The sequence below is a fragment of the Aureimonas phyllosphaerae genome, assembly GCF_900113065.1.
GTDB lineage: Bacteria > Pseudomonadota > Alphaproteobacteria > Rhizobiales > Rhizobiaceae > Aureimonas > Aureimonas phyllosphaerae.
In genome coordinates this window covers 19949-28179 of the sequence record NZ_FOOA01000030.1, presented here as the reverse complement: position 1 = coordinate 28179, position 8231 = coordinate 19949, and the positions used below count along the sequence as shown (strand labels likewise).

General features: G+C 63.0%; 8 protein-coding genes. 4 read left to right on the top strand and 4 right to left on the bottom strand.

Going from position 1 to position 8231, the window contains the following annotated elements; genetic code table 11:
- Positions 1–822: sensor domain-containing diguanylate cyclase (locus BM175_RS20715; RefSeq protein WP_139224743.1), on the top strand; the 822-nt coding region annotated here is incomplete at its 5' end.
- 1017 nt (positions 823–1839) lie between these two features.
- Positions 1840–1974, top strand: a complete 135-nt coding sequence (locus tag BM175_RS23270; protein ID WP_280141136.1) for a hypothetical protein — start codon at positions 1840–1842, stop codon at positions 1972–1974.
- Positions 1975–1985: 11 nt separating this feature from the next.
- Here the strand turns inward: BM175_RS23270 and BM175_RS20710 are convergent, their stop codons facing one another.
- On the bottom strand, positions 1986–2465 hold the full coding sequence (locus tag BM175_RS20710) for a MarR family winged helix-turn-helix transcriptional regulator (protein WP_090966516.1): 480 nt from the start codon (positions 2463–2465) through the stop codon (positions 1986–1988).
- Between the two features lie 982 nt (positions 2466–3447).
- Between BM175_RS20710 and BM175_RS20705 the strand changes: the two genes are divergently transcribed.
- Both BM175_RS20705 and BM175_RS20700 read left to right on the top strand, forming a co-directional pair.
- Positions 3448–3681 (top strand): hypothetical protein, encoded by a 234-nt coding sequence (locus BM175_RS20705; RefSeq protein WP_090966514.1) that lies wholly within the window; start codon positions 3448–3450, stop codon positions 3679–3681.
- 474 nt (positions 3682–4155) lie between these two features.
- Positions 4156–4368, top strand: coding sequence for a hypothetical protein (locus BM175_RS20700; protein WP_090966513.1), 213 nt, complete (start codon positions 4156–4158; stop codon positions 4366–4368).
- 26 nt (positions 4369–4394) lie between these two features.
- Here BM175_RS20700 and BM175_RS20695 read toward each other — a convergent pair whose 3' ends face one another.
- Genes BM175_RS20695 through BM175_RS20685 form a run of 3 tightly spaced genes read right to left on the bottom strand, consistent with a single transcriptional unit; the run spans position 4395 to position 8179 of the window.
- Positions 4395–4832, bottom strand: coding sequence for a Ros/MucR family transcriptional regulator (locus BM175_RS20695; RefSeq protein WP_090966511.1), 438 nt, complete (start codon positions 4830–4832; stop codon positions 4395–4397).
- Positions 4829–5161, bottom strand: a complete 333-nt coding sequence (locus BM175_RS20690; RefSeq protein WP_090966509.1) for a hypothetical protein — start codon at positions 5159–5161, stop codon at positions 4829–4831. Before BM175_RS20690 ends, BM175_RS20695 begins: the two co-directional genes overlap by 4 nt.
- Positions 5162–5170: 9 nt before the next feature.
- On the bottom strand, positions 5171–8179 hold the full coding sequence (locus BM175_RS20685; protein WP_139224742.1) for a hypothetical protein: 3009 nt from the start codon (positions 8177–8179) through the stop codon (positions 5171–5173).
- Positions 8180–8231 lie beyond the last annotated feature (52 nt).

The following is an 8231-nucleotide window of genomic DNA, read 5'->3' as shown; positions in this document are numbered from 1 at the left end:
GCCGTTCCGGCATTCTCGGTGGCCATCACCGACGACGGCATTCTGCGCTACGATGGCATCAACGACATCCTGTGTCAGATCTCGGGCCTGACGAAGGAGATGTTCATCGGCAAGACGGCGGGCGAGTTCATGTCGTTCGAAGGGGCTGAGGCCTGGGAGGCGAACTATCGGCGTTGCCTCGCCTCCGGTGTCATGGACGAGTACGAGGAACTGGCGGAAACACCCTCGGGACTTCGCTGGTGGCGTACGATCCTGTCTCCGGTCGTCGACGAGACGGGCAAGATTGTCCAGCTTCTCGGACTGGCCGCCGACATCAACGACCGGAAGCGGGCCGAGACCGAGCTTCAGACCGCTGTCTTCGTCGACTCGGTGACAGGTATTGCGAACCGCCGCCGCTTCGAACTCGATCTCGCCGCAGCCATGGCGCAATCGGTGGATCGCAGCGTTCCATTTACACTGATCCTTGCGGATCTCGATCGCTTCAAGGCGATCAACGATACCTACGGACATGGCGTCGGCGACGACGTTCTACGCCATACCGCAAAGCGTCTGCGGTCAGGGCTGCGCGAGAAGGATCGCATCGCCCGTGTGGGCGGCGACGAGTTCGCCGCGATCCTGTCGTCCGCAACAGACGGCGCCGTCGCGGTGGCCCTCGATCGGATCCGCCGTCAGTTCGTCGAACCGATCGATCTCGGACAGGTTCGCGTTCCGATCGGGGTCAGCCTTGGCGCCGCGCTCTGGGAGCCGGGTATGACCGGGGACGATCTGCGATCGGCTGCCGACGCTGCCATGTACGGCGCCAAGCGGCAGCGTTACGGGTGAGCTCGACGCCAGAAAAGGGGCTGCGAGCTCCATAGCCGTGGAGATCACCAGAACGTCAAACGGACCGCGTGCAAGAAGGTAAGGTTCGGAGAACCCATTGGGCCCATCATCGTTTATGCGATGAAGGGATTGAGCCATGGCACACGCAGTCCAGCACGCAAACATAAGTCGTAAGACGCTCGCACGGCGACAGTATCAGTCCGCGCAAAGCCCGGCGCGCGGACTGGCGGTGGGTTTGACCCTATCGACCATTCTCTGGCTCATTGCGCTGGTGGCCTGGCTCCATTTCGGCCGCTGAGGTTACGCACTCCAGCGTCTTGTACTGCCAACGACCTCGATGATGACGCCGGCGATAGCATCGCTTCAGCCATACGCGCTGGAACCGGACGTCCGGTCTGCCCGTGAACGCGACAACCGGACGCCAAGCGAACCAAAGTTCCCAAGCGAACAGCAAGCGTACGGACGTCCTCATCAGCATGGTTGCGGACCACTGTCGACAGAAACCGAACCACGTCATCGCAGCCTACTCCGATGAGTATAGGGCACGCTCCCGCCAGCACCCAACCCTTCCTTGATCTACGATTAATTTGCGGACGATTACGATTAATTCGCGGACGATGCGGCTGTCTGGCGGCTTAACCAGCATCTAGCACCATGGGCGACCCGCCCGAAAGTATCGACGACCGTGCGGGTCTTCGCGGCGGCCGCCCAAGTTGCCGAGGCGATATGACTTGGTGCCTTTTCAGAAGGAACGGTGTCAATCATGCAAAAAGCCCGCTCACAGTGATGTCGTCACCGTAAGCGGGCCTGCGCGCTTCTTCCGGGCACGGATCAACGCGGTACGATGCACTTGTGCCGCAATGACAGCCCGTCAACCCGGCCTTGCGCAATCCGACGAGTTTATTGCCTCCGCGCAACCCACACGCTCCCGCAGCATTGCGGCCCGGAGACATGCTGGGGCCGAGGTAACATTCCGTGTGGTTGCGCGAGATCATCGAGGCTTACGAAGCGGGTGAGATGTCCGCAGACGAAGCCCTGGAACTCTCCGGCTGCGTGACGCTGCTCGACATCTACCAGACGGAGGAGGATCTCCGCGTCATACTGACCTGGGCCGGATGTCGGGTCTCAGCGAACGACAACCGGCGTCACTGACGCTCGGCTTCTCAGCGAAGGCGCTGAAGTCGGTTTCGAAGGAGTTCCTCTGTTTCGGACAACGCGTGGGTCAGCACGGCAGGATCGCCGACGAGCTTTTCCGTGAGGATGTGTCCGAAGCTCTCGTGCAGAGCGAGGACTTCATTGCACAGCGCTTGGCCTGATGCCGTGATCTGGACGAACGTTCGCCGCCCGTCGTTCTTATCCGAGATGCGTGCGACCAACCCCTTCTCGATCAGGCGATCCAGCATCTTGCTGACCGTGGAAGGGCGAACGTTGAGCTGCTTTGCGATCACCGAGACATGCAGCGGCTGCCCGCCCCTGATAGCCAAGAGCAGTTCATCCTGACCATTGTGAAGCCCAAGCTCGACCAGCTTCAGGCCCATGATGGCTCGCGTTTTCTTGGAGATCGAGAAGAGCAAGGCGGTGAGCGGCACCTGCGATAGGCGGTCCGGCTCGCTTTCGAGGAGAGGGTCTGTGGCTTCCAGCATCTCAACCTTCGCTCTTGGGGCCGAACCCACCGAGGGGCGATAGCCTGACCTTCGACAGTCACGATGCTATCAGGTTGCCAGCTACAGGTCGCTGCCGATGCCGCTCGGAGGCAAATGGGCGGAAGCGGCATACGGACGCAGGAGCTTTGAAGTAGGAGCCGAACCCAAGCCTCTGCACCGATGCGACCCGCTCGAGCGGCGTGGGTTCTCGAGCGGGTCTACGCATCAGCTCCATGGAAAAGCTGACGCGATGGCTACTGGCGGAGCTGAGGCTTCTCTGCCGCGAATCTTGCCAGGGCATGGCCGTTAGGTCCGGCCACTATGCCGGGTCCTTACGCCCCGCGTCATGCTGGACATGGGACGACTAGGGCGCGTTCGAGCCGTTGTTCGTCAAGCTGACGATTACGGCGCCCCACCATCACGTGTTGCGTCCGGCTCTGGCTTGAAGACGGCGCTCAAGTTCGTTCAGCAGATGAACAATGCGCTCGCCTTCTGTGCGGCTCATACGATGCGATAGGTCAAAGAACTTGTCGGGCTGCTCGGTGCTGTGATGGTCGACGACGTCCCATAGGCCACTGCCGAGGCGACGTATCGCGTATCGGTCGACAGACAATTGCAGTCTCACCCATACGTCATAGGAATTGCGACCCGCTCGGACACGATGTTGGGTCGAATTGCCGAGCGGGCCCGCGCGTGGAAGCTCAGCAGCCACGCGTCGAGCGTGAGAGATAGTCAGCCGAGCTCGAAGTCAACGTTGCTCGTTGATGGGTACAAAACCGAAGAAGGCGCCAGGTGCTTGGATACCCGACGCCTTCTGATGGCCGAACCTACGCAACACGTCCGACTGCCAGGGCACAGATTGCCCCAGCATGCTTAACCATCCGTTTCATATGAGGCCGGGCGCCCGCATCGGGCGTTTCAGCGTTGACTTGCGAAAGCCCGCTGTTGTTCCTGACGGCTTTTGCTGCTGTGAGGCCTTCCCTTGTCCCGTCGCACCCTGAAGCTCGTTCTTTCCGTCGTTCTGCTGGTGGCGGTTGCCGTCTATGCCTATCGCTGGTTCACGCCGGACAGCGCGGCCGATCTTGCGCGGACCGGTCGATGCGAAGAATACCGCCAGGCAGATCAGCGGCTGGAAGCCGGACTGGATAGCGAGATCGCAGCCGATCCGGCCGAGATCGCGATGGTTCTCGATGAGTGCGAGCGGCAGGGACACTGAGCCCGACCATCGCGCGCCGATGCTTCAGCTTATCCGCTTTCACCATATTCCCAAGGGTTGGAGCCATTAACTCCAACCTTTGCTCGCGTTCGGGTAATCCTTACCCATTCCTTTACGGCGGGGTGGATTATGAGCGACGGGACGAGGGGATGGACGGACCAGATCGCACTGGTTGCTGCCAAAGCGGGGAAGTTGGCCGTGCCTCGGCAGGAGGCTGACGGCCCAAACGTCTACCTGCGCTATCGCGCGGAGCGGAGCCTAGAAGCAGTGTTGCAAGCAATCGGCTCGGATCAGTCCGTTCGGCGCACGCTACAGCATTGAGCCGGCTCGACGCTTTGAAGGAATGCGGAACTGGACGAGGTCGATCACCCGTCTAGGTCGCGGCAATCATTCGACCAGCCCAGCAACACCGCCGATCCAAGCTTGGCGTCAGCTTCGCCTCCGAAACTTGGGCTGCAACGTGTGGAGAACGTCATGAGCCCGATGCAGGCTGTCCTGTTCAATGAGGAAACGAGGTCGTTCAATATTGGTCGTCGGGGCCACGGTCTGACCCGTGACGAGATGGTCCGTATGGAAGGCGCGCACGCTGCGCATTGCGGCTATTGCCGGCACGATAACCCGTACCGGTCGCAGAGCGCCGACGGTTTGTCCTGGCGCGCCGGCTTCGACGGCGCAGAGTCCAACTGAGGATTCAGTCAAACCGGCGTCGGGCCCTACGCCTCAGTCGATAACCTCGGCACCTTTCCAAGGCCCAGCAACCGGTCGTAATCCGACCGCCAAGCCCCGAAGCGTGGCGCAACCATCGGATAGTCGGCCGGCAGCCCCCAGCGAGCACGATAAGCAGCGGGCGTGAGGCCGAACGACTTCAGATGCTTCTCGAGCACCTTCAGCTGTTGCCCTGTCTCGAGCGAGACGAGGTAGTCGGGCGTGACGGACTCGGCGATCGGAACGGCAGGGTCGCTTGTCGCGCGCAGCGGACGAAGTTTACGCCCCGGCACCGGCTCGTTGGCTGGCGTCAGCTCTCGCTCGACTGCAGCGCGCACCTCGGCAACGAGGGCTGGGAGCTTAGCAGGCGGGACGTCGTGCCGAGCTAGGTACGCGATGACGATCGCCGTCGCCTGGCGGAGGGTCGTAACGGCGGGATCGCTCATGCGCCTTCCAGCATCTGCCAGGCGCGACCGACGACGATCGGAAGCGTCCAGTGCTCGGCAATTCGCTCCTTGAGATAGACGACGTCCTCGGCGGTGATCTCGAGCGGTTCGGTCGCCTCGTAGATGCGAAGGGACAGGCTGAGCGCTCGCAACGCTTCCGGTCCGGACGCCGCCTGCGTTTCGCCGTTCACAACCCTCGGCGCCATGACGGCAGTGGTCGCGACGCTCCCAAGCGTGGCCGGTGTCTTGACCGTGCCGTCTTCGTTGACCTCAAGCGCCAGCGGCACGCCGTTGATGGACTGAAGGGTCCGCGTAAAGTCGATCCGCATGGTCGTGCCTCATGTCGTGGTGGTTGCGAGGAAAACGGGCGCCTGGCCGTTCGCCATGCAGAAGCGGGGCCGGCCGCTTTGGCCGACGGAGAAGGTGCCAGCGATGTATTCGGAACTCGACGATCCGAGACTTCCCGGCGTCAGACGCAGGAGGTTTGCGCTGACCTTTCCGCCGGATACGAGATTGCCGGTCACGGTGATGGTCCCGGCAGATATGTTGCCTGCTGCCGCGATCGTGCCGGACGACTGGATGACAGCCGCATAAACGCCTGTCCGGGCGTAGAGATTGCCGTCCTGCGATATGGTGACGTTCGCCACAGTCTTGCTGGCGTTCACGACCGTGAGGTCGCCGTTCTTCTGCGCGCGCAGGTGCACCTGCGGCGGGGCCACGGTCCCGTCGTTGTAGCGACCGCCGAGGCTTACGAGGCCGCTGCGATCGATTTCGAAGACTTTAGTCGTGTCGACGAGGCACTCGATGAAGTTCGCGAAGAAGCCGCCGTTCGCTTCCTGGTTGACGACCTGAATGCCGGCGCTCAGTGCGCCCTTCCCGGCGTAGACATCGAGACCGATCGCACGGCTGACGCCATCCTCGATCGAGCCGATGTGATAACCGAGCTGCTGGATGACCTCGCCGCCCCCGTTAGGCCCTTGCGTCGTGTTCGAAAGGATCGATGTGGATCCGGCAATGCCGCCCATCCACCCGACGTTCTGATGGCCTGCGGTGTCGATCGTGACGCCCCAGGCGTTGTTCTGACCGTTGTTCCGTGGTCCGTCCTGCCGCGTGACGACGTAGATGCCGTCGAGCTCACCCGGACCTGCATTGCCGCTACCGAACCCTTCCTTCGTGAGGGAAACGCCGGACGCGATCGTTGCCGAGCGGTGGCCGTTCTGGGACGATCCTTGCGCGACGTGGCGAACATGATGGCCGACGATGTTGGCCGTCGTCGCCTGGTTCAAAGGACTCACGACCTCTGTGAGCTGGTACGTGCCGGCATCAACGGCCTGGTTCTCGCGTGAGAAGATCCGGCTGTCGATGCGCGTCGACGACTTGTCGAAGCGCATGACGGCCGAGCTTCCGCCGCCTGATCCGCCGCCAAGCGGGATCGCCTTCGGAGCGGATCCGGTCACATCGCAGTAGAGCAGTCGGCCGCTGCCATCGACGAAGAGGGAGCCGACCGTCCAGGTGCTCGGGGCGCCCGCCGCGTTGCTCGGGATGATGCGCGCGACGCCGCCGGTCACGTTCAAGGCGGCCGCCGCCAGATTGCCGTAGACGCCGAGATCGCCGTTCTGGTTCAGGTTCATGAGCTGAACGGACTTGTCGGCGTTGATCCAACCGAGCGAATAGTCCGCCTGCAGCGTCATATGCATGGCCGGGTTGATGGTCTGGCCGGCGTTCGTCAGCTTTCCGAATGACACGAGCCCGCGGCGGTCGACCTGGAAGAGCGTCCCGACGTCCGTGTTGCACTGGATGAAGTTCTCGAAAAACCCGCCGGCCCCTTCCATCGATGTCAGCAGCAGGCCGCCCGTAACCTTGCCGACGGTCGCGCTGGCGAAGTAGCCGAACGAGTTGTTGCCCCGCGTCGTGTCAGTGCACCCGATCTGGTAGCTGATGCGCTGCGCTTGGCCGCTGCCGTCGTTCTTCAGGACGGTGGTGGCGCCCTCGATCCCGCCGACGAAGCCGACGTTCTCATAGACGGCTGCATCGATCAGGATGCCGCAGCCGTCGCCACGGTCGGGAATGATGTCGCCGGATCCGCCGACCGAACCCGCTGCGCCGTTGCGAGGGCTGTCCTGCCGCAACACCACGTAGAGAGCGTCGATCTCCCCGCCTTTGGCCGTTCCCGTGCCGAAACCTTCCTTCTGCATGGAAACACCCAGACCGACCGCAGCGCCGCGCGGTCCGTTCTTTTCCGTTCCCTCTGCGACATGGCGGACGTGCGAAGCGATATAGTTCCCGGCTGCGTAGTCAGGATTGTATGGGCTTGCGACCGACGTCAGCCCGTAAGCGTGGACGTCATCTCCGCGGGCGTCGCCATCCCGATAGAAAAGCTTGCTGTCGGTCCGACCGTCGGTCTTGCCGAAGAAGACCGGGTCCTTCTCGATGTCCGGCAGATGATCGCGCGACACGACACCCGTCAGGTTGCTGGCGTCGAGGTAGAACTCTCCGGACTGCCCGTCGAGGAGATCGGCATCCAGGCCGGAGCCGCCGCCATCGACGGTCTTCAACTTGTCGAGGATCTGGATCGCGCTGTCGGACCCGCCGCCCGAGCCACCCCCACCGCTGTCGACGGCGTCCTGGATGGCGGCGTTGGTCTCGGCCTTCGTGTATACGTCCGTAATGCCGGTGCCGGCGAGCTTCGTGACCTTGTCCTGCTTGTTACCGAGAGCGTCGGCCACCGCCTTCACTGCGACAGGCGTGGCGGCGATGCCGCTGGCTGCGCCGCTCGTACCCGAGGTGTCGCTGAGCGTGACGGCGCCGCGGTTGGTGCCGCTCGGGGCCGGCAGGCGAGCCGGGGGCACGGTCCCGGCGTTCAGGTTGCCAGCGTTCTGGAAGAACGAAGCACGCTGACCTTCCAGGAGACCGGCATCCAACCCGGAGCCGGTTCCACCCACCGTCTTCAGCTTCTCGAGGATCTCGGCCGCGGTATCGTTGCTGCCCCCGCCCGCGCCGCCACCGAACTTGTCAATCGCCTGCTTCACCCGCAGCGGCGACATGACGACCGCACTCGATGTGCCGGCCTCCGCCTGCACCTGCGTGGCGAAGACCACGCCGCCGCCCGCACCGCCGCCAAGCTTCGACAGCACCTCGTCCGACAGGGACGCCAGATCGACGATGCCGCTCACCAGCTTGCCGTCGGACCTGCGCAGGTCCGAGAAGGCATCGATGATCTGGTTCGTCGTGAGCTGCAGGTTCTGGAACTCGACGTCGATGTTCGTCGCCGGCAACGGCCTGCTTGGATTGTAAGCCTGCCACCCGGTGAACGAGTAGGACGGCTGGTAGCGAGTTGGGTTTGCCATGAAGGCCGCCTTCTTAAAGTTTCTCCTGTTCCTCGCGGGGTGCGGTGCTGCG

Coding starts and splice junctions, on each gene's coding strand:
- BM175_RS23270 (WP_280141136.1), top strand. CDS start 1,840: ATGTCCGCAGACGAAGCCCTGGAACTCTCCGGCTGCGTGACGCTGCTC.
- BM175_RS20710 (WP_090966516.1), bottom strand. CDS start 2,465: ATGCTGGAAGCCACAGACCCTCTCCTCGAAAGCGAGCCGGACCGCCTA.
- BM175_RS20700 (WP_090966513.1), top strand. CDS start 4,156: ATGAGCCCGATGCAGGCTGTCCTGTTCAATGAGGAAACGAGGTCGTTC.
- BM175_RS20695 (WP_090966511.1), bottom strand. CDS start 4,832: ATGAGCGATCCCGCCGTTACGACCCTCCGCCAGGCGACGGCGATCGTC.
- BM175_RS20690 (WP_090966509.1), bottom strand. CDS start 5,161: ATGCGGATCGACTTTACGCGGACCCTTCAGTCCATCAACGGCGTGCCG.
- BM175_RS20685 (WP_139224742.1), bottom strand. CDS start 8,179: ATGGCAAACCCAACTCGCTACCAGCCGTCCTACTCGTTCACCGGGTGG.